Source organism: Flavitalea flava, from assembly GCF_054461575.1.
In genome coordinates, this window is record NZ_JBTLQH010000023.1 from 34,734 (window position 1) to 54,802 (window position 20,069).

General features: G+C 47.4%; 13 protein-coding genes. 11 read left to right on the forward strand and 2 right to left on the reverse strand.

Going from position 1 to position 20,069, the window contains the following annotated elements; all coding sequences use genetic code 11:
* Nucleotide 1 precedes the first annotated feature (1 nt).
* The 6 genes from ACX0G9_RS19115 to ACX0G9_RS19140 all read left to right on the forward strand — a co-directional run bounded on the left by ACX0G9_RS19115 (nt 2) and on the right by ACX0G9_RS19140 (nt 9,490).
* A complete protein-coding gene (locus ACX0G9_RS19115) occupies nt 2-2,296 on the forward strand; it encodes a Gldg family protein (protein WP_459066552.1) in 2,295 nt (764 codons plus the stop codon).
* 14 nt (nt 2,297-2,310) lie between these two features.
* Nucleotides 2,311-3,654, forward strand: a complete 1,344-nt coding sequence (locus ACX0G9_RS19120) for a MutS-related protein (protein WP_459066553.1) — start codon at nt 2,311-2,313, stop codon at nt 3,652-3,654.
* Nucleotides 3,651-4,979 carry a MutS-related protein gene (locus tag ACX0G9_RS19125; protein ID WP_459066554.1) on the forward strand — a complete coding sequence of 443 codons (1,329 nt, stop codon included), beginning with the start codon at nt 3,651-3,653 and terminating at the stop codon, nt 4,977-4,979. The genes ACX0G9_RS19120 and ACX0G9_RS19125 overlap by 4 nt, the downstream gene beginning before the upstream one ends.
* Nucleotides 4,980-4,998: 19 nt before the next feature.
* On the forward strand, nt 4,999-7,791 hold the full coding sequence (locus tag ACX0G9_RS19130) for a M16 family metallopeptidase (RefSeq protein ID WP_459066555.1): 2,793 nt from the start codon (nt 4,999-5,001) through the stop codon (nt 7,789-7,791).
* 107 nt (nt 7,792-7,898) lie between these two features.
* On the forward strand, nt 7,899-8,570 hold the full coding sequence (ung, locus tag ACX0G9_RS19135) for a uracil-DNA glycosylase (RefSeq protein ID WP_459066556.1): 672 nt from the start codon (nt 7,899-7,901) through the stop codon (nt 8,568-8,570).
* A gap of 113 nt (nt 8,571-8,683) precedes the next feature.
* Nucleotides 8,684-9,490, forward strand: coding sequence for a lysophospholipid acyltransferase family protein (locus ACX0G9_RS19140; protein WP_459066557.1), 807 nt, complete (start codon nt 8,684-8,686; stop codon nt 9,488-9,490).
* A 6-nt stretch (nt 9,491-9,496) separates the two neighbouring features.
* Here ACX0G9_RS19140 and ACX0G9_RS19145 read toward each other — a convergent pair whose 3' ends face one another.
* Entirely contained in the window at nt 9,497-12,253 is a 2,757-nt protein-coding gene (locus ACX0G9_RS19145) for a putative LPS assembly protein LptD (RefSeq protein WP_459066558.1), read from the reverse strand.
* 153 nt (nt 12,254-12,406) lie between these two features.
* On the opposite strand from ACX0G9_RS19145, the gene ACX0G9_RS19150 reads away from it, so the two are divergent.
* The 5 genes from ACX0G9_RS19150 to ACX0G9_RS19170 all read left to right on the forward strand — a co-directional run bounded on the left by ACX0G9_RS19150 (nt 12,407) and on the right by ACX0G9_RS19170 (nt 18,570).
* Nucleotides 12,407-13,444: an N-acetylmuramoyl-L-alanine amidase family protein gene (locus ACX0G9_RS19150; protein WP_459066559.1), complete on the forward strand. Its 1,038-nt coding sequence runs from the start codon at nt 12,407-12,409 to the stop codon at nt 13,442-13,444.
* A 149-nt stretch (nt 13,445-13,593) separates the two neighbouring features.
* Complete coding sequence (locus ACX0G9_RS19155) at nt 13,594-14,589, forward strand: MlaD family protein (RefSeq protein ID WP_459066560.1); 996 nt, start codon at nt 13,594-13,596, stop codon at nt 14,587-14,589.
* Nucleotides 14,590-14,594: 5 nt separating this feature from the next.
* The gene (locus ACX0G9_RS19160) at nt 14,595-17,084 is read left to right on the forward strand and encodes an OstA-like protein (protein WP_459066561.1); all 2,490 of its coding nucleotides are present in this window, start codon (nt 14,595-14,597) and stop codon (nt 17,082-17,084) included.
* 85 nt (nt 17,085-17,169) lie between these two features.
* Nucleotides 17,170-17,625, forward strand: a complete 456-nt coding sequence (locus ACX0G9_RS19165; protein ID WP_459066562.1) for a hypothetical protein — start codon at nt 17,170-17,172, stop codon at nt 17,623-17,625.
* A gap of 195 nt (nt 17,626-17,820) precedes the next feature.
* Nucleotides 17,821-18,570 carry a DeoR/GlpR family DNA-binding transcription regulator gene (locus ACX0G9_RS19170; protein WP_459066563.1) on the forward strand — a complete coding sequence of 250 codons (750 nt, stop codon included), beginning with the start codon at nt 17,821-17,823 and terminating at the stop codon, nt 18,568-18,570.
* A 56-nt stretch (nt 18,571-18,626) separates the two neighbouring features.
* On the opposite strand, the gene ACX0G9_RS19175 is transcribed toward ACX0G9_RS19170, so the two are convergent.
* Nucleotides 18,627-20,048: a nucleoside recognition domain-containing protein gene (locus tag ACX0G9_RS19175; RefSeq protein ID WP_459066564.1), complete on the reverse strand. Its 1,422-nt coding sequence runs from the start codon at nt 20,046-20,048 to the stop codon at nt 18,627-18,629.
* Nucleotides 20,049-20,069 lie beyond the last annotated feature (21 nt).

Below are 20,069 nucleotides of genomic sequence, written 5' to 3' on the forward strand. Positions count from 1 at the left end.
GATGAAAACAATATATAAGATTGCCAAGACAGAGCTCAAGACACTGTTCTTTTCGCCTATCGCCTGGCTTATCCTGGTCATTTTCACTTTTCAGGCGGCCATGGTATTTACCAATAACCTGAATGGAATGGTAAGAAGACAGATCATTGGCTGGAAGCTGTGGAGTGCCACCCTGGTTACCTTCGGAACTTTGCAGGGCACATTCACCATTGTACAGCAGTATCTGTTCCTGTATATTCCCTTGCTGACCATGGGGGTGATGAGCCGGGAATTCAGCAGCGGCTCTATCAAGCTGTTATACTCTTCTCCGCTCACCAGCCGGCAGATCGTTTTTGGTAAATACCTTGCCCTTGTCATTTATGCCCTGGTATTGATCGGTGTCCTGGCTATTTTTGGGATCTATGCGTCCATTGCCATCCGGTCAGCCGATATCCCGCTCATACTCACCGGATTGCTGGGGCTCTTCCTCCTGACTTGCGCTTATGGGGCTGTCGGGTTGTTCATGTCCTCGCTGACCTCTTATACAGTGGTCTCCGCTATGGGAACACTTGGCATTTTTGCCCTGTTGAGTTATGTAAAGGAGGTGGGACAGGAAACAGCGTTCGTGAGGGATATAACTTATTGGCTGGCTATATCCGGACGGGCCGACACCTTCATTTCAGGTATGATTACGAGCGAAGACCTTTTGTATTTTCTCATCGTGATCAGCCTCTTCCTGGGTTTTAGCGTCATCAAGCTGCAGAGCGGGCGTCAGCGAAGATCCGGGCTCGTGACTTTTATGCGGTATGCAGGCGTGTTTTCAGCCGCTATGCTCCTGGGTTATTTCAGCGCCAAACCAAAACTGATGGCCTACTATGATGCCACCCGCACAAAGGCCAATACGTTGACCAAAAGCAGCCAGGAAGTGCTTAGTCACTTAAAGGACGGCCTGACGATCACCACCTATACCAATATGCTCGATGAAAATTACTGGATCGCGCTGCCCAGTAGCTATAAATTCGATGTCGACCGGTTTGCACAATACATAAGATTCAAGCCGGAGATCAGGCTGAAGTATAACTATTATTATCACAAGACGGAGAATAAGCAGCTGCTGAAGCAATTTCCCACCCTGAATGACGATCAACTGATCGATACCCTGGTAAAACTATACGACTGGAGATTCGATATCAGCTCCTATAAGGCTATCCAAAAGGATGCGGATCTGGATCCGGAAAGGTTTCGTTTTGTCCGTTCGCTGAAACGGGAGAATGGAAAGGAAACATTCCTGCGTGTCTATGACGATATGCAGCGCCTGCCGTCTGAAACAGAGATCACCGCGGCATTTAAGCGCCTGGTCATCGATCACCTCCCAACCGTTGGATTCCTCACGGGGCATGGGGAGCGGAGAAGCAATGCCGAAGAAGACCGGGGATATAATATGTTCGCACAGGAAAAGACTTTCCGTTTCGCCCTTATCAACCAGGGTTTCGATTTTCAGGATCTGACGCTGGATAAAGAGATCCCGGATAACATTCAGATCCTGCTCATTGCCGAAACCAGGAAGCCGTTGGCACCTGAAGAAAGGAGCCGGTTGAATAATTACATCGCCAAGGGAGGGAATCTTATCATTGCGGGAGAACCGGGCTGCCAGGCAAATATGAATCCACTGGTGGAGCAACTGGGCGTACAATTCCTACCGGGGACCCTGGTAAAGCCCAACAAAAAATTCCAGTCCGATCTGCTCCTGATGTCTCCGGTGCGGGGTGCCGGAAAGATATCCTATCATTTTATGAATATCAAAAGGAACGATGAACTGCTGCCTATGTCTACTGCAGTGGGATTATCCGTGTCGGCCGATAAAGGATTTACGGCAACCACCCTTTTTTCCAGCGACTCTTCCGGTGGCTGGAATGAGTTGGAGACCACGAATTTCATCGATGATACGGTGCGGTTGAACCCCAAAGCGGGGGAAGTAGAAAAATCTTACCCGACGGTCATCGCCTTGTCGAGAAAGGTCAAAGACAAAGTGCAAAAAATCATTGTCCTGGGTGACGCCGACTGCCTGAGCAACGGAGAGCTGATGAAGAGCAGGAAGGATATACTGGCTGCTAATTTTGACCTCATCAGCGGAATGTTCTCCTGGCTGACGAATGAAGAGCTGCCCATCGATATGCGCCGTCCGCAACCACCGGACAATTCCCTGCGGCTGGGAAAAACCAGCTGGGCCGTGTCGAATGCCGGGCTAAAATGGGCTTTCCCATCAGGATTGATGTTTTGCGGGCTCTTTATATGGATACGTAGAAAAAGAAGATAATCCAACTGTAACCCATGAGTTTAATAATCGACAACCAGACGCTGGATGACCTGAATATCTTTGGAAAGAGAAATAACGATTCTATATACGCCATCTTCAACCGCACACATACGAGAGGTGGGGCCGAGATCCTGGAGCAGCTATTCCGTTATCCATTGTCCGATGCCCCGTCCATTAATCAGCGTAGCAGTATTATCCGGTACTTCAGGGACAAAAAGACAGCTTTCCCTTTTAAAGGTGATCTCTTCGATGCCGCGGAGCAATACCTGGCCGATACCGATGAAAGAAGCAGGCTTTCCTATGACGAAAACAACTTGCGCAGAAAGTTCGATCATCTCATCGGGGCCGACTCGGAATACCTGCAGGTATTCAAAGGTATCACGGCCATTATAGAGATACTTATCAGGCTGAAGGTTTTTTTGCAGGATGTCACGATGTCCGGAGGCAGCCCTTACGATGGAGACATCCGGGAGTTCCGGGAACTGATGAATATTCCAGTGACGGATACGGCATTGAGTGAAACCCTTCCGGTGAAGCTGAATTATGTCCGGGCGGTGGAATATGATAAGATGCTGAGATATGTATATCGTGACCGGATAAAAAAAATACTCTATCACATTTATTATCTCGATGTATACATTTCCGTGGCTGCCGTAGCAACGCAACGTGGGTTCACTTTCCCGGAGGCCATGGAGGGAGATGTACATATCATGAAACTGGATGGCGTATATCATCCAAAACTCAGCAAGCCTGTACCCAATAAGCTCTATATGGAGCCTGACAGCAATATCGTTTTTCTAACCGGCGCCAATATGGCGGGCAAGTCCACTTTCATGAAGTCCCTGGGAATAGCCCTGTTCCTGGCCCATGCAGGTTTTCCGGTGCCGGCGGAAAAAATGGTGTTTTCGGTCTGCGACGGCCTGCTTACCACCATTAACCTGCCGGACGATCTGAATATGGGCTACAGCCATTTTTATACAGAAGTGCTGAGGGTTAAAAAAATGGCTGTGCAATTGAGCAAGTCAAAAAATCTCTTTATCATTTTTGATGAATTGTTCCGCGGAACCAATGTAAAAGACGCCTATGAAGCGACGGTAGCCATTACCGCCGCCTTTGCCGGAAAACCCAATTGTATGTTCGTCGTTTCGACACATATTATCGAGGCGGGTCAAACCCTGGCAGACAGGTGTAAGAATATCAGCTTTGTCTACCTGCCTACCCGCATGGAAGGGGACAAGCCGGTATATACGCACCGCCTGGAGCGTGGAATTTCTGCAGACCGGCATGGGATGGTCATTATTAACAATGAGGGCATTCTGGATATTTTAAGGGAAGGAAAAAAACAAGTCGGTTTATGAGTTTTATGGCAGACAAACAAACACTGGACGACCTGAACCTGCTGGGCAGGTACAAAAATAATTCTGTTTACAGCCTGTTCAACAAAGTTCAGACTGCGGGGGGGGAAAAGCTTTTAGAGGAAATGTTCCGTAGTCCGCTGACCGATGCGGAGGCGATCAATCATCGCAGCAGTATCCTCCGTTGGTTTGGAGACCGGGCGGCAGTATTCCCTTTGGACAAGGAGGAGTTTACGGCCATGGAGAATTATCTTGGCATGGGAGTGGCCGGCGGCAGGATGATGGCGGGATTGGACACCCTTCGAAAAAAACTGATGCATTTTTCGGGGTTTGACAAGGAGTATCCCCTTCATTTAAGCGGATTGTATACCAGCATAACGATCTTAAACCAGGTTAACGATTTTTTATCGTTGCTGGACGAAGATGAAGGGGAATGGGAAAATCCTTTTCGGAAGCAGCTTCGGTCTGTGCAGGAAATATTTTCCTCCGGAAGTCTGGGGTGGATTGCCAAAGAGAAAGAAAATACACAATTGTCCTTGCTGAAGATCATACGTTATGACAACCTGCTGCGTCTGACCCTGCGTGACGAATTGGAGAAGATCTTACAACTCATCCATCAGATCGATGTGTATATAGCCGTAGCCGGTGTTGCCAGGGCGAAAGGTTTTTCGTATGCGCTGGCCCGGCCGAAGGAAGAGCATAGCCTTCGTATCCTGGACTGCCGCCATCCGGGTATCGGGAAGGCGGTTGCCAATTCTGTGACCATGACAGCGGGCAGTAACGTATTGTTTTTAACCGGCGCCAATATGGCCGGCAAGTCAACCTTTATGAAATCCTTCAGCATTGCCTTATACCTGGCTCATATGGGCTTTCCTGTTGCCGCATCGGCGATGGAGTTCTCCATTAGGGATGGCATCTATACGTCCATCAATGTGCCCGACAATTTACAGATGGGCTACAGTCATTTCTATGCGGAGGTCCGAAGGGTAAAAACGGTGGCAAAAGATGTGAGCGCCGGCAAAAACCTCCTGGTGATCTTCGATGAGTTATTCAAAGGCACCAATGTAAAGGATGCCTATGACGCCACACTGGCGGTCACGGAGGCCTTTTCCGAATACCATACCTGCCTGTTTATTATTTCAACCCATATCATCGAAGTGGCGGAAGCATTGGGAGAAAGATGCCGGAATCTGCAATTCGTTTATTTTCCTACAGTCATGGAAGGTTCGATACCGCGTTATACCTATCAATTGCAAAAAGGGGTCACTGCCGACCGGCATGGTATGATGATCATTGAAAATGAAGGCATTTTGACGATGCTGAGCTAAATATTCACACATAAGCACTATGAACATAAGTATAAAGCAAATAGTTATTTCTGCCATTATTGTATCGGGATGGAGCAGTCGTTGTTATAGTCAGAATATACCCATGGATCCGGCTTTGCGGACGGGAAAACTGGCCAATGGTTTTACCTATTATATTCGTCATAATGAGGAACCCAAAAAGAGGGTGGAGCTTTATCTGGTAAACAAGGTGGGTTCCATCCTGGAAGATGAAGATCAACTTGGGCTGGCCCATTTTATGGAACATATGAACTTCAACGGCACGAAACATTTTCCAAAAAATGACCTGGTGGCCTATTTACAAAAAGCCGGGGTACGTTTTGGGGCGGATATCAATGCGTTTACCAGTTTCGATGAAACCGTATATCAGTTACCCATTCCTTTGGATGATACCGCCATGCTGGGCAACGGAATGAAGATCATGCGTGATTGGGCGCAGGAAGCCACACTGGACCCCATAGAGATCGACAAGGAACGTGGCGTGGTCCTGGAAGAAGAAAGGCTGGGCAAGGGCGCCGCCGACAGGATGTCCAGACTGTACCTGCCTTTTTTATTGAATCATGCCCGTTTTGCGGACCGGCTGCCCATCGGCCGGGATTCAATACTGACCCGTTTCAAGCCCGAAACGATCAGGCGGTTCTTCCATGATTGGTACAGGCCTGATCTGCAGGCGCTGATCATTGTAGGAGATATCAATGTGGATGAGGCCGAAAAAATGGTAAAGACGACTTTCGCAGATCTGAAGAACCCCGCCAGGGAAAGAGAACGTATCAGGTATACCTTACCGCTATCCGGTCTACGAAAATTCCTTGCCGTAACCGACAAGGAAGCATCCGTTACCAATACAGGAATTATGATGATCCGCAAATCCGGCGAATTAAAGACGGAGCAGGATTATATGGAGCAAATTAAAAAGAATCTTTTTAATGAACTGATCAATACGCGGCGGTATGCCGAACAGGTCAAAGAAACAAACCCGGCCTATACCGATATAAATACAGGCATAAACACCTTCTTCAAAGGATATGACATGTTCAGCTTCAATGTCGCCGCAAAAGAAGGTAAGATCCGGGAGAGTTTTGAGCAAGGCTGGCGCATTATCCAGCGATTGAGGAATTCCGGGTTTACGAAGGCTGAATTTGATAGGGTCAAAACGAATTATCTCAGCAGGCTCGAGGCTGAAATGAAGGAGCAGAATAAAATACCTTCTATTAATTATGTTAACGAATACCAGGGGCTTTTTTTGAATGGGACTGCCGCACCCGGCATAACCTGGGAATACCGGTTTATCAAAACACATATCGGTATTGTTACCCTAGAGGATATGACGACATTGATGAACCAATATTTCCAATCACCGGATGTGGATATCCTCATTACCGCTCCGGACAAGGTAAAGGACAGTTTGCCCGACCTTGCCGCAATAAGTGCCTGGGTAACGGCTATCGGGAAGGAAGACCTGGTGCCTTATAAAGAAGAGGTCGACGAAAAACCCCTGCTTGCAGCAGAGCCAACGCCAGGAAAAGTGATCAGTACGGATTCGATTCCACAGCTTGGGATAACGCAGTATATTTTAAATAATGGGGTGAAAGTGGTTATGAAACCTACCACTTTTAAAAATGACGAGATTATCTATAGTGCGTTCAGACCTGGCGGAGCATTGCTTTATGAGGGGACGGATTATCTCATCGCCGCAAATGCCGGCGGTATTATTGCACAGATGGGTTATGGCAATTTTAACCCGGCCCAATTAGCTGCTTTATTAACGGGTAAGATCATGGCTTCTTCCACCGGTATAACCTCCCGTTCGGAAATAATAAGCGGCAGTGCTTCATCAAAGGACCTGGAAACTGCGCTGAAGGTGACTTATCTGCAATTTACCGCTCCACGAAAGGATCTTGCCCTGTTTAATAATTTGATCAGCAACACGGCTACGGCAATCACAGGACGAAGCAGTGACCCTGGTTCTGTTTTTTCGGATACGATCAACTATGTCCTGAAGAATTATGATCCCCGTTATGCTCCTTTGACTATGGAAAAAGTCAAACAGATATCCCTCGATAGAACCTATGCTATATATAAGGAACGGTTCTCGGATGCTACGGGGTTTACCTTTTTCTTTGTAGGCAATTTTGATCCCGTGACGATAAAGCCACTTTTAGAGAAATATTTGGGTGGTTTGCCCTCCTTGCATAAAAATAGTAAAGCACCTGATCCTGACATCCATGAGCCGGAAGGGAAGATGGTAAAAAAGGTGTACAAAGGCAAAGAGAATAAAGCGCTTGTAAAAATGTGTTTTGGGGGACGCTATGTTTATGATGTCCTGAACAACCTGAAATTAAAAGCATTATGCGACATCCTGCAAATAAAGGTTCTGCAACATCTTCGCGAGGACCAAAGCGAAGTATACAGCCCCGAAGTGCTGGGCACGGCACAAAAGTATCCGGAGGGCAGGTGGCTTATCAAGGTGTCTTTTGGATGCGCTCCTAAAAATGTCGATCACCTGACAGCCCTGGTGGAACTGGAAATGAAAACCATTCGTGAAAATGGGCCACAGCCGGAAGACATCGATAAATTCAAAGCTTCTTATGAAAAGGGTTTTGAACTGGCGGCAAAGGAAAATGGCTTTTGGCTCAGTTATTTGTCCGAAAGATATGCAAATGCGGAGAGCGTATTGCTGATCGGCGATACTAACCAAAATCTTGGAAAACTAACGCAACAATCCCTTAAGGACGCCGCTGTCCTGTTTTTTTCCGGCAAAAACCTGATCTCCTTTGAATTGTTACCGGAATAGGTGACCGGCCATTGTCATTTGCAAGGTGCAATTGACAAAGGCCGCGTCTTTTTTGCGTGGGGTTAAGGAAGTGGTTGATTTACCGTTTGTCCCTATCTTTACGGCCTATGGACGTAAAAATTGAAGAAAGCTGGAAAGAAGTGCTGAAACAGGAATTCAAAAAGCCGCATTTCCTGCAGATAGCCACTTTCTTAAAAACGGAAAAACTGGCTGGCAAGACCATCTATCCTCCCGGTAGCCTTATTTTCAATGCGTTTAATACCACGCCCTTCGTTAATGTGAAAGTGGTGATCCTGGGACAAGACCCTTACCACGGTCCCGGGCAGGCGCATGGCCTGAGTTTCTCCGTTCCCAGAGGGGTCTCGGCTCCGCCATCACTGGTTAATATTTTCAAAGAATTAAAGAACGACATCGGTATTTCCATTCCTAATCATGGCAACCTCACCCATTGGGCGGAACAGGGAGTGTTGTTATTGAATGCCTCCCTCACCGTCAGGGATGGCGAACCGATGAGTCATGCCAAGATCGGATGGGCAGATTTCACAGATACCGTTATTGAAAAGATCTCCGCGGAAAAAGAACATGTGGTATTTATGCTATGGGGCAAATTCGCCCAGGAAAAACAAGGTCTGGTGGATGAGACCAAACACCTGGTCTTAAGAGCAGCCCACCCCTCCCCTTTTTCCGTGGATAAAGGTTTTTATGGCTGCCGTCATTTCTCCAAAGCCAATGCATGGCTGATGAAGAACGGGATCGATCCGGTTGATTGGGCGCTGTGAGGGCACCCCCCTGAGCTCCCGCTCGTAACCTTCGTCCCGCTCCTTGAGCGAAACTCGGTTACCTAAAGGGGGAGTATTGATCCCGAAAGGATTTTAAAAATTAATAAAGTGAAATGATTGAATCTAACCCAAATAGCCCCGTGTTACCTAACTCCCCCTTTAGGGGGCTGGGGGGTCTTATATGGAATGTTCTGGGAAGAATCTTTGCCTTATGGGCTATACTCCTGTTCGTGGTTACGATGCTGATCTTTTTGATTCCTTTCCTGTTATTCTCTTATTCCCGCCCCGACCCAGTAAGGAACAAACGTTTCATCCTGTATGCACGGACCTGGATGGCGGTTTTCCTGACCCTGGCAGGCTGCCCGCTACGGGTAAAAGGGAGGGGAAAATTCGCAAAGGGGCAAACGTATATCGTTGTTTGTAATCATAATTCCCTGATGGATGTACCTGTTTCTTCCCCTGGTATTCCCGGTGGAAATAAAACGATCGCCAAGACTTCCTTTGCTAAAGTTCCCCTTTTCGGCATGTTGTACCGGACGGGTAGTGTGCTGGTGGACAGGAACAGCGAAACCAGCCGCCGGGAAAGCTTCAATAAAATGAAAGAAACATTGGATATGGGTCTCCATATGTGCCTGTACCCGGAAGGTACGCGCAATAAGACGAACGACCCATTGAAATCCTTTCATGACGGAGCTTTTCGTCTGTCCATCGCCACGGGAAAAGCCATTATTCCCGCCCTTATTTTCCATACGAAAATGGTGTTGCCTTCCCATAAAACTTTTTTCCTCCGCCCGCACAGACTCGCCATGCATTTCCTGGATCCAGTCATGCAGCAGCCCGGCGAAAACCTGGAAGGCCTGAAACAACGGGTCTTTAAAATTATGTGGGATTATTATTTAGCGAATGCGGGAAAAGTATAAAAATAATTATTGATAAAAATATTTCGTCCTGTTGATCCGGAGATCCCGCAGGATACCGGATTTCGGACTGAGGGTAACGTTGAAATAGCGGTAATAGCCTACCGGTGTTACGTTGATGGACATTTGCCAGCAATGCATTTCCCGGGAAATCGTCATGGTCAGTGTTTGGATCTTCGCAAATTTTACATCGTAATACCCGCTCAGGCCCATTTTCCATTTTTCGGTTAAATTAAAATCTCCGCTCCAGTTGATACTGGAAGTGATCAAGGCGGCAAATCCCGAGTAATCCGCCTTTTGTATGCTGGAGTAGTTAAGGGCAAAGGCCAGGTTCAACGACCAGGGGATATTAAAATCGGCAAACTGTGCGGGATTATTCCGTACATAATTCAATTGCGCCTGCTGTTCTTCCATCGTCAGGGGTATTTGGTCCTGGTCCTGCTGTTGCTGCTGTTTCTCTTTTTCGGCTTTTTCATCCTTTGCCTTGCTCTTAAAGCTGGTGGAAATGGCAAGATTAGCATTGGTGACCTTTCCGATGGAGAATTTTTTTCCGGACCAGGCATATTTATCTACCTGGAAACCCAGACTGTCGTATTGATAGGGATTAACGCTGGCTCCTCCTGTAATATTGATCTTTTGAAAAAGCGTACTCCGGAAATAAATGGTCAACGGAGATAACTTAAACGAATCTTTCAGATAATTGTATCCGCCGGTAATCCCAAAACCGTCGATGAGCGTTATCTTTTTGATCCCCGCATCCGTCGTATCCTTTTTGGACCGGGTCTTTATTTCCAGGTGATTGTCCAGGCCGAAGGAGATCCCTCCATAAACCCCCTCCCCAAAGGCACCAAAAGGATTGGAGAAATAATAATTCTGGCGGTAAGTATGACCTGCACTATCCGTCCTCAGGTTGTAATAATCTTTCGAGGCCAGATCCGGTTTATAACTAAAACTGAGGGTAGGACGGATCACATGCCGTATACCCATCAGGCTGCTTTTTTTACTAAAGCCCTGGAAAGTACCGAAGATGGCCGAACTGAGGCTAAGACTGAAAGACACGTCATTGGTCGTAAAAAAGCCTTTCTGGTAATAGCCGGTATCCACCCTATTTTTCGCAGAATCCCATTGCATGAAAATTTTACGGGAATACATCCGGTTGGAAAAACTGATACCCGGTGAAATTTGTATCGGGCCTTTGATAGGTAAGGCCAGGCTGATAGGCACACTATGCTGAGCCCCATATTGAAAAGTATCGATCAGTCTTTTAAAATTGATCAGGGAGTCATAAAAGGATGCAGATCCCTGTACCGAACTGCTGAGACCTACCCCCAATTTCTCATACCATTTAGGAGTCCCGGCAAAATCCTTTGGTTGCAAAGGGTAGATCGTAGGGGCCGTAAAGGCGACGGTGGGCAGATTGATGTTGATTGTCCTGGTCTGGTTGTTCTGGCTATGCTGCCCACTCACCGTCAGGTTATATTTTCCATCCCAGGTCTTGGAGTAGGTAATGGAGGACCCCAATTGGTTGGAATAGTTGGCCGTAGGGTTATTTTGTACGTATTGGTTGTATTTGGTGGAGGTTATGTTGACATTGGCAGAAAAATTGGTTCCCGGGCGGGCCTTGCTGTCTACGGTATGGGCCCAGTTCAAACTGAATGTTTTGGCTTCCGTGTAGGCATCCTTCCCGCCATCGCTCAGAAAACGGGTATTCTGCAGGGTGAAATTTAGCTGGCCGCTATACCGGTAGCGGACCCGGTAAGTGGGCGTGAGAAAAAGCGTCCATCCCCCATAAGAATAAAGATTGGTCCGCATGGTAACATCGAAATAATCATTCAATACCTTATAATAACCCAATCCTTCCAAACCGATCCCCGCCTGGTCACTGGCCGTAAACTGCGGCGGAAGCAGCCCCGAATGCCGGCCTCCGGAAATAGGGAAAAAACCGAATGGGATATAGATCGGAAGCGGAACGCCCTCGAACTCAGGATGGATGGGACCCGTAATCGCCATCTTTTTATTGATCAGCTTCATTTTGTTGGTGCGGAAGGCAAAATGGGGCGTATCGAGGTTACAGGTAGTGATCACTCCCCGGTAAGCATAATATTCCTGGGGAGTTACCTTCTTCATTTTTTCAGCATGGACGAACATTTCCCCGGAGTTCGTATAGGTGTTGCTGGTGATCCCCTTCTGCGTCTTAATGTTATAGACAATGGAGTCCGACTGCATGGTATTGTCCGCCTGTACCATCTTGGGAAGCCCGATGATATTGCCGGCCGTATCTTTGATATGGGTCGCCACTACTACATTCCGGGACTGATCCAACTGGATCTTATAGGCGCTCAGATCCGCATCTTTGTACTTGGCATTGGCTTTGTTGTAAAGAGTTATCTTTTTGGAAGGTACATCCATGACCACCGAATCGGCAGCCTTATAGTCGATGGATGCCTCCAGGGTATCCTTGGAAATCTTATAATCCAGGGTGTCGGCCACCTGGCGATGAAGGGAATCCCTGGTCGTGTCCCCCGCCATATGCATGGAATCCCGCAGCGCGAAAAGACTATCTTTCCGGAGGGTATCTTTCGGCTTTGCAGCTTTTCCCCTGGATTTACGGGGTTTGGAGGTATCCTCCCCTAATGCTAATATTTTGTAAAAACGACGGAATGATGAATAATTTGCCGGACTATTGAGCGTTACTGAAAAGAATAAAGCAGTAAAAATCAACGCCAGAAGATATTTTGAGCTAATTTTGCGACCGTAATTATTCATACTTTTATAAAACAACGAATAGATTTTGATTTATCCATTCGTTTATTAAAAAATCAGGATGCACGCCCGGTCCTGTATGCTAAAGCACAAAAATAGCCATTACACCCATAAGTATTTGTGAAGATTGGGAGGATTCTGTAAAAAAAAATGACTATGATGATCAAAAAGATAACCACCTTACTGATCTTTTCCGGGATTGTCTGTACCATCACTTCATTCAATGTACGCCCCACCCCCAAACAGAAGTCCGCTCTACGTACCATCGTCATCGATCCGGGGCATGGAGGATTCGACCCCGGCACACATGGTTTGATCTCCAAAGAAAAAGATATTGCCCTGGACATTTCCCTCAAACTGGGGAAGGCCATTCAGGAGGAATACCCTGACGTTAAACTGGTTTTTACCCGGACCACAGATATTATGCCCGGCAATAAGCCAACCATCAAGGAAGGGCTGAATTACCGGGCCGAACTGGCCAACAAATCACATGGCGATCTTTTTATCTGTATCCATGGCAATTCCGACGGCCATGCAGCCGGGCATTACCAGGCAAGACGTCTTATTGGGCATAAATGGGCAGGCAAAGGCAAAAGGAGAAGAAAAGTTCCCATTTACGAAACGTATAATGTAAAAAACACCCGTATAGGTACGGGAACTTATATCTGGAAGGCCGACCGGAATGGAGATAAAGGAGCCGCCATTAATCAGAATGATGAGAACATGGGAGATGATATAGGTGACAGTACCAATACGGCCTTTGACATGAGTTCCCCGGAAGCCAGGATTCGCGCCCAGTTATACGAGAAAAAATATTTTGCGAACAGCGCCCTTTTCGCCACCCTGGTGGAAGACGAATTTGTTAAAGCCGGGCGCAAAAGCGACGGGGTGATGCAACGTGACGTGGGAATTCGGGTACTTCAGGCAACGGGCATGCCCAGCGTGCTGATCGAAACCGGTTTCCTGACCAACAAGGAGGAAGAGGAATACCTGAACAGCGATGATGGGCAGGCTGAGATCGTCCGCAATATCCTCGACGCCTTAAAACGTTATAAGGATAATCTCGAAGGAGTCCGCCCCGCGGGGGGAACCTCGTCGCTGAAACCGGTATCACCATCAGCGGCAAAGTTCACCACAGCATACAAGGAGAAAGGAACCCCGAAAGGATTCCGGAAAAGGATCCTTGCCAATTAGAAAAATTCCTGTCGGCAGGATTAACAGGAGGATTAACAGGAGGATTAACAGGAGGGTTAACAGGATTGGAGAGTTAACAGGATTAAGGACCGGTACATTCAAATTCGATACAAAATAATAATTCGAACCTAACACCAAAAAATATTCGAATGAAAATCGCTAATGAAACAAAGATCGGATTAATGGCTGCAGTCGCCATCGTCCTGCTGATCCTCGGCTTCAATTTCCTGAAAGGCAGCAGCCTGTTCGAACATACCAAAAAATTATATGCCGTATTCGATAATGTCGATGGGATGGAAGTATCCAACGCTGTCAAGATCAACGGTCTTCAGATCGGGAGCGTATCGGCGATCAATGAATCGGATAAGGACCTGAAGGGAGGGATCATCGTGACCATAACCCTTAAAAAGGATGTACATATCCCCGAAAATTCGGTTGGAGAGATCAATTCAGGCATTATCAGTTCCTCCTCTATCGTCATCAATAAAGGAGACGCCACCGTGATGCTGAAAGACGGAGATACCCTGGAAACCAAACAAAAGTCCAATCTGTTCTCCCAGGTAGAACAAAGCGTCAATCCGGTCATCCTCAAGCTGGGCGGGACATTGACCTCCCTGGATTCCCTAATTCAGGTGATCGGCAGTCTTTTCGATCCCAAATTAAAGAACAACTTAACCTCCATTATCGCCAACCTGGCCGGCTCTTCCGCTAATCTGCAAAAGATGCTGAATACCCAGAGCGGAGCCCTGGCACAATCCCTTCAGCACGTAAATGAATTCACCGGTAATCTCGCCAAAAACAATGAGCACATTACCAAAACCCTGGAAAACGTAGAAAAAACGACGTCCAGGTTATCAGAGGCCAGGATCCCCGAAACCGTCGAGAGCCTGCAATCCAGTATTAACGAATTAAAAGGCGTTATTGGTAAAATGAATAGCACCAATGGTTCCCTCGGCCTGTTGCTGAACGATAAAAAATTGTACCAGAACCTGGAAGGAACAACCCGTAGCCTGAATATCCTGTTGGACGATGTCCGTGTACACCCAAAACGGTATGTTAATATTTCTGTTTTTGGCAGGAAAGATAAAAGCGGCCCCCTAATGGCCCCTATATTTGACTCCACGTCAAAACCAGCTATTAAGTAATTAGCATGAGCAGAAGGATGTCCCTGTTTTTTCCGGCAATGGCCATGACCATCTGTCTGGCAGGCTGTTTGTTATTAAACCTGCAGGGCAGATCGCAGAGCCAGCTTGCCTTCCGGACTCCGGGGAACGATTCGATGAAAGTAGTGCTCGTTCTGAATGCAGATACCTATCGGGGCGAACAGGTTGACTCCGCCACCAGCCTGACGACGCTTACCGGGAATGTCCGGCTGAAACAGGGAAATACGCTGATCAATTGCGACAGCATGGTCTCCAACAGCAAGGATAACAGCATCCAATCCTTCGGACACGTTCATATTATCGACAACGACTCCACGAATATCACCTCGGATTACATGAAGTACCAGGTCGATACCAGAAATATCCTCTTCCAGAAGAATGTAAAGATGACCGATGGCAAGGGAGTGCTCACTACGGAGGAACTCACTTACGATCTGAACCTGAAAATGGGCATTTATGATCATGGCGGGAAAGTGGTGAACAACGGTTCAGTCCTTACCAGCGACGCGGCGACCTATTATGAAGATACCAAGGATGTACATTTCCGGAAAAATGTGGTACTACGTGATCCGCAATATGACCTGACGGCAGATTCGCTTTTATACAATACACAAACCCAGATCTCCACCTTTATTACAGAAACTTTTATCCTGTTTAAAGACAGCACCCGTCGTACGGTCAGAACCAGGGATGGTTATTATGATCTGAAGAATAAAAAAGCGGAATTCGGGAAACGCCCGGTCATTACCGATGGCTCGCAATCCATTGTCGGGGATTCGGTAAGGTTCGATGACAGCACCGGGATCAGTACGGCCATCGGCAGGGCAGTGTATAAGGATACGGCACAGGGGTTCTCCATGATCGCCAATTATATGATCTCGGATAAAAAACAGAATACCTTCCTGGCTACCCAAAATCCCCTGCTTATCCTTAAACAGGACAAGGATTCCATTTATATTACCGCCGACACCTTCTTTTCTGCCAGACTGGTGGATGCAGAGGCCATCTTCAGAAGGAATTTTATAAATGATAGTATGCACCGCATCTTTGTGGACAGCCTTTTCCGAAGATCCGCCGATAGTCTCCACCAGGCGGCAACGGACAAAGGTTTTCATGGCCGGGATACGACTCAGGAAGTTGGCGGGAACGGCAAAGGCCAGATCATAACTAAAGATCAAAGTCATCCCCTACATGCTGCCGACAGCCTGCACCGTCATTTAAAGGATAGTGTGGACCTGAATGAGAATCCGGCTCTATCCGATAGTCTTGCCCTGGCCGACAGTCTTGCTTTGTCCGACAGCCTCGATTTATCCGACAGTCTTAACCTTAACGGTCATAAACGCTCGCCGGCCCTGGACAGCCTTCTGGCCCGTAAACGTGCCGGGGGGCCGGATAGTTTGAAAGCGGCATTTGGGCAGAAGGCCAAGCCCGTCATAGTCATTGACAGCAGTTTCAAACATATGGCATTCCCGGATAGTATATTGGTCAACCGACCTGTGAAGAACCGCCCGGTTGTTCCTGTTCCGGGATTAAACCCGGTTACCAAATACCATCCCTATGTAGCCCCCCCATATAATCCCCGGCTAGACAGCCTACTGAGAAAAAAGAAGGAGCCCATTGACAGCAGCATTCGTTTTATCCAGGGATACCATCATGTCCGGATCTTCTCCGATTCCCTGCAAGCCGTAGCCGATAGTCTTTTTTACTCCGGTAAGGATTCCATTTTCCGGTTATATAAAGAACCGATCGCCTGGAGCAATAATAATTTCCAGGTTACCGGTGATACGATGTTCGTGTACACCAAGAACAAAAAGGCAAGCCGGATGTATGTTTTTGAAAATGGCCTTGCCATTAACAAGGTTGGCGCCAATTTCTATAACCAGATCAAGGGCACCACTATTAATTGTTATTTTAAGGATGGAGAGATCGATTATCTCCGGGCCAAGGGCAATGCGGAAAGTATCTATTATGTCCAGGACGATAATAAGGCCTATACCGGTGTGAACAAGGCCCATGCCGATATTATCGATATGATTTTCGATAAAAAGGAAAAAGAAAAAGGAAGGGAACTGAAAAAAGTTGTTCTGCGAAATGATGCCGAAGGCAGTATGATCCCCTTTAAAAAAGTGAATTTCGACGACATGCGTTTGCGCGGGTTCAAATGGCAGGAGGCTAAAAGGCCAAAAACAAAGTTTGAACTATTTGAAAACAAACCAATTGAAAACAAACCAACGGTTCAGCCAAAGGATTCCCCGGGTGACTCTACCCGTAAGATGATCGAGAGGGTAATCGAGCCGATGATCGGGCCTGCGAATAAAGGAATTTTGCCTTCTAAAAAACAAATCGACTCTGCCAAAAAAGTGCTTGCGCCTGCGGTTTTGAAGGGGCTTGGCCCGGCCAAAACCGACTCTGTTAAAAAAATTATCGATTCTGCCAAAAGGGTTCTGCCTTCTCCGGCAGATAAACCCAAATCATAAAGTGCTTCCTGTTTTAAGAAAACCCTAACAAATGCCGTCCAATACATTTGGCATTATTTTCGTTCCAACCAATTAAAATCAACTTATGCGTGTAATCACCCTCAGCCTGCTCTGCCTGGCATTCAGCGGCCTGTTCAACCATGTATCCGCTCAGGACTATAAGGTAGCGGTGGGTATTCGTTTCAGTACGGCGGCTCCAACCGTCAGCAATTCCCTTTCTCTTAAATACTTCCTGGATGAGACGAGTGCGGTGGAAGGATTAATGTCATTCGGCAGCCGTTTTGCCCTTGGCGCCCTTTACGAAAAACACCAGATCATCGGTGGCACGCCGGCTTTTACCTGGTTCTACGGCGTTGGCGGCTATATCGGGTTCGAAAATCATACTACTTACCTGGGCCCGCAGGGTATCACCGGACTGGATTATAAATTTCAGAATGCCCCGCTAAATCTTTCTTTGGACTGGAAGCCGGAGCTGGACATTATTCCCAAGATCAATTTCGTCCCTTCTGCATTTGCCTTTACAGCCCGTTTTACCTTCTAAAATCAGCATCCCCTCACGAACAGGCAGGATGTTCTTCCCGTTTTTTGCCAGTTTCCGCTTGGAAAAAAGACATTTCCCGGGTATATTTTGGGAATGCTTCCTTTTTTGCTACATATTTGTTTTTTAATGGACCTTTAGAAAAGGCCGGAGGCATGCTTTGGGGCTTTTTGGATTATCCGTTAACTCACTATCAATATGCTAAAACAAGAGAGACAGGCTTATATTCTCCACCAGGTTAATCTGCACAACCAAGTCCTTTCTGCGAATTTAAGCCTGGACCTCAATGTGTCAGAAGATACGATCCGCAGGGATCTGCAGGAACTGGCCGACAAAGGGAAGATCACCAAGGTACATGGAGGAGCCCTCTCTCTTTCGTTCAACGATTTTCATTATACCCCCAATCATGTCTATGCCCACCCGCAAAAAAAACTGATCGCCCGAAAAGCCGCTGCCCTTATCCGGAACGATATGTTTGTGCTTACCTCGGGAGGAACAACCCTGATCGAACTGGCCAAGGCCCTGCCTCCGTCCCTGAAAGCCACTTTTATTTCCGGCAGTATCCCGGTAGTGCTGGAATACACCCATCATCCTCATATCGAAGTGATCCTGATCGGAGACAAGGTTTCGAAGAACTCTAAAATAACCGTAGGAGGGGAAGCTATTGCCAGAATAAAACAGATAAAGGCAGATATCTGTTTCCTGGGTGTCAATGCCATCGATGCAGAAAACGGGATAACCGATAATGACTGGGACGTTGTCCAGATCAAAAAAGCCATGATCGAGTCGGCCCAGCAGGTGATCTGTCTGACCATCGCCGAAAAAATCAACTCCTGCCAGCCATTTCACGTCTGCCCGATAGAGGAGATCGATACGCTGATCACGGAATTACGGCCCGATGATCCTTTGCTGGAACCCTACCGGAGAAAAGGCATTAAGATCTTATAGATCCGGATAGCGAGCAAAGGAGCTATACGAAAGTTAAGAGCGTTGCTTTAGGGAGTTTAGGCAGTATGACCGAAGAACAGATAACACAAAAAGATAGAAATCAGGATGCTTACCAGATCGGCCAGCAACATGGCTCCAATGGCATACCGGGTATTCCTGATCGATACCGCTCCAAAATAAACGGCTATTACATAAAAGGTGGCCTCCGATGAGCCCTGCAAAATTCCTGATAAACGGGCGGCAAAAGAATTCGGGCCATTAGCATTCATGGTATCTACCAGCATACCCCTCGCCCCCGCACTGCTTAATGGTTTGATCAGGGCCGTGGGCAGACCTTCCACAAAACGTGTATCTGCCCCCAGGGAGGTGAACACAAACCGGATACCGCTGATAATGATATCGAAGGTGCCGCTGGTGCGCAGCAGGCTGATAGCGACCAACATACCTACCAGGTAGGGAATGATACGGATAGCCGTCTCAAAACCGCCCTTGGCGCCTTGTACAAAGGCATCAAAAATATTGATCTTCTTGTAAACCGCTCCCCCGACTATCGCCAGGAATATAAACAGGATCAATCCGTTGCCCAGGGCCCTGGAAAAAGATTGCACGCCATCGGCATTTAAGGAATGCAGATAGACTACTATGGCACCCATAACCAGGGAAAGCCCTCCCACCCATAATAAAATGACCGGCTGAAATATATTGATCTTTTGTTTGTAGGCTACAATAAACATAGAAGCCATGGTGGTAACAAAAGTGGCGATCACGATGGGGATGAAGATATCGGTGGGGTCCGGCGCTTTTAAAGAGGCCCGCAAGGCGATAACCGTGACCGGTATCAGCTGAAGACCCGATTGATGCAGACAGAGGAACATGATCTGGGTGTTGGAAGCCGTGCTCTTATCCGGATTGATCTCCTGGAGGCTGTCCATGGCCTTCAGGGCAAAGGGAGTAGCAGCATTATCCAAACCAAGCAGGTTCGCCGAAAAATTCATGACCATATGCCCCATGGCCGGATGTCCCTTAGGAAGTTCGGGAAACAGTTTTGAGAAAAATGGCCCGATGATCCGGGATAACAACCGGATTCCCCCGGCCTGTTCCGCTATACTCATAAGTCCCATGAACAAGGCCATGACCCCAATCAGACCAATGGACAGATTGACGGCAGTCGCACAGGTCTCTATTACCCCATTGGCGGATTGGATCCTGTAATCAGGTTTGGGTTTAACAGGCTGCGCCATAACAATAGACTGACCATTGGATAGGGATCCGGGATTGGAAGGAGAGCCGGCGGCATTGGAAGACGAGCCGGCGGCATTGGCCGGAAGGGCTGTCGCCTTTACCCGGATCGTATCCCCTGACTTCCCGATCACCATCGAGGAGAAGATATCCCGGTCTTTGGGGGAAAAGCTATATTTTAAACCCGCTACCAGTATGGAAATCAATATAAAAGCCGCCCATATCCTGCTTAATGCCATGTGCCGGTGTATTGTTGTGAT

Excerpts from the sequence above, each read along its gene's own strand:
- ACX0G9_RS19115 (WP_459066552.1), top strand. The coding sequence starts at position 2 with ATGAAAACAATATATAAGATTGCCAAGACAGAGCTCAAGACACTGTTC.
- ACX0G9_RS19120 (WP_459066553.1), top strand. The coding sequence starts at position 2,311 with ATGAGTTTAATAATCGACAACCAGACGCTGGATGACCTGAATATCTTT.
- ACX0G9_RS19125 (WP_459066554.1), top strand. The coding sequence starts at position 3,651 with ATGAGTTTTATGGCAGACAAACAAACACTGGACGACCTGAACCTGCTG.
- ACX0G9_RS19130 (WP_459066555.1), top strand. The coding sequence starts at position 4,999 with ATGAACATAAGTATAAAGCAAATAGTTATTTCTGCCATTATTGTATCG.
- ung (WP_459066556.1), top strand. The coding sequence starts at position 7,899 with ATGGACGTAAAAATTGAAGAAAGCTGGAAAGAAGTGCTGAAACAGGAA.
- ACX0G9_RS19140 (WP_459066557.1), top strand. The coding sequence starts at position 8,684 with ATGATTGAATCTAACCCAAATAGCCCCGTGTTACCTAACTCCCCCTTT.
- ACX0G9_RS19145 (WP_459066558.1), bottom strand. The coding sequence starts at position 12,253 with ATGAATAATTACGGTCGCAAAATTAGCTCAAAATATCTTCTGGCGTTG.
- ACX0G9_RS19150 (WP_459066559.1), top strand. The coding sequence starts at position 12,407 with ATGATGATCAAAAAGATAACCACCTTACTGATCTTTTCCGGGATTGTC.
- ACX0G9_RS19155 (WP_459066560.1), top strand. The coding sequence starts at position 13,594 with ATGAAAATCGCTAATGAAACAAAGATCGGATTAATGGCTGCAGTCGCC.
- ACX0G9_RS19160 (WP_459066561.1), top strand. The coding sequence starts at position 14,595 with ATGAGCAGAAGGATGTCCCTGTTTTTTCCGGCAATGGCCATGACCATC.
- ACX0G9_RS19165 (WP_459066562.1), top strand. The coding sequence starts at position 17,170 with ATGCGTGTAATCACCCTCAGCCTGCTCTGCCTGGCATTCAGCGGCCTG.
- ACX0G9_RS19170 (WP_459066563.1), top strand. The coding sequence starts at position 17,821 with ATGCTAAAACAAGAGAGACAGGCTTATATTCTCCACCAGGTTAATCTG.
- ACX0G9_RS19175 (WP_459066564.1), bottom strand. The coding sequence starts at position 20,048 with ATGGCATTAAGCAGGATATGGGCGGCTTTTATATTGATTTCCATACTG.